Origin of the sequence: Nonomuraea sp. NPDC049784 (assembly GCF_040659615.1) — a bacterium.
In the GTDB taxonomy this organism is placed as follows: Bacteria; Actinomycetota; Actinomycetes; order Streptosporangiales; family Streptosporangiaceae; genus Nonomuraea.
In genome coordinates this window covers 1-1,271 of the sequence record NZ_JBFAMX010001236.1, presented here as the reverse complement: position 1 = coordinate 1,271, position 1,271 = coordinate 1, and the positions used below count along the sequence as shown (strand labels likewise).

General features: G+C 71.7%; 1 protein-coding gene. It reads right to left on the bottom strand.

Annotated features, from left to right (window positions below; genetic code table 11):
* Positions 1–94: 94 nt before the first annotated feature.
* Positions 95–1,078, bottom strand: a complete 984-nt coding sequence (locus tag AB0J09_RS65045) for a sporulation protein (protein WP_360714519.1) — start codon at positions 1,076–1,078, stop codon at positions 95–97.
* Between the last annotated feature and the right edge of the window lie 193 nt (positions 1,079–1,271).

The window sequence follows — 1,271 nt, the reverse complement described above, 5'->3', positions numbered from 1 at the left end:
CTAAATTTTTGTGAGTGGAGTTCAGTGGTGTGCTCTTCCGCTCGGCGCCGCGGCGGCCGGGCTTCACCGGCCGCCGCAACAGCGCGCTAAGGGATCACCAGTCGTCGCCTTCGTCCTCGTCCCCCTCGAAGATCTCCTCGACGACCTCGCCCGCGACGAGGCCTCCCACGAGGCCCGCGGCGCCGGCGGCGGCCACCGTCCCCCAGCCGGGACCACCGTGGTGCTCCTCGTAGTGCCCGCCGTGGTGGCCCGGGCCGTAGTGACCGTCGTGGTGGACCGGCCCGTGGTGCCCGCCGTGGTGCCCGGGCCCGTACTGGGCCAGGCCGTCCAGCCAGCGGCCCAGCTCCGCCTCCCAGTCCGTGCCGAGCGCGTCCTGGTGGCTGACGTGGAAGCGGCCGATGGCGTCGCCCGACGAGAAGCGCCCCGTACGCTTGTCGGCCTCCAGCACCACCTCCAGCCCGGCGGGATCGGCCACGAAGGTCACCTCGACCTCGCCCACGAGGCCCGCGTACCGGCCGGAGGGGTAGAACTCGATCTCCTGGTAGAACGGCAGCTGCTGGTGCACCCCGTAGAGGTGGCCCGCCTCCAGGTCGGCCGACCGGAAGCCGAACCCGAGTCCCAGGAACGCCTCCAGGATCCGCAGCTGCGACGGCAGCGGCTCGATGGCGACCATGTCGAGGTCGCCCTTGTCGACGGCCTTGGCGATGGCCAGCTCAGTGCGCACGCCCACCGCCATCCCGGTCAGCGGCTGCCCGCCGATCTCGCTGATCGGCGCCTCCCACGGCACCGGCAGCTCGAAGCCGACGATGCGCTCCTCCCTCTGGCGCAGCGTGAACGGCCCGGACACCTGGAGGCGAGCGAACTCGCCGAGCCCGCCGTGCTCGCCGTCGCCGTGCTCGATCTCCACCCGGGCCACCAGGCCGAGGGTGATGTGCTCGATCTCGGCGTCGAAGTCGCCGCCCTCTAGCCGTACCTCCCCTCGCAGTGTCCCGCCCGGCTGGGTCCTCGGGGTGGACAGGACGGTGTCCACCGAGGGCGCGCCTACGCCGAAAGCACCCAGCATCCGTTTGAAGACCACGGCTCTGTACTCCCTGTCGAAGATCGGTTGTGTGCCGCTGGGCTAACGATCCGCGCGGTTACCCGAGTTCCGGGGCGCGGCGCCGTGTGGAACGCGTCGTCCGCCTTTGCACCCGTTCACGGCCTCCTGGCCCTGCGCCTGAGCCCGCTCGACTCCCGGCGCGCATTCCGAGGCGGCGGCCGTAAGCGCGCAG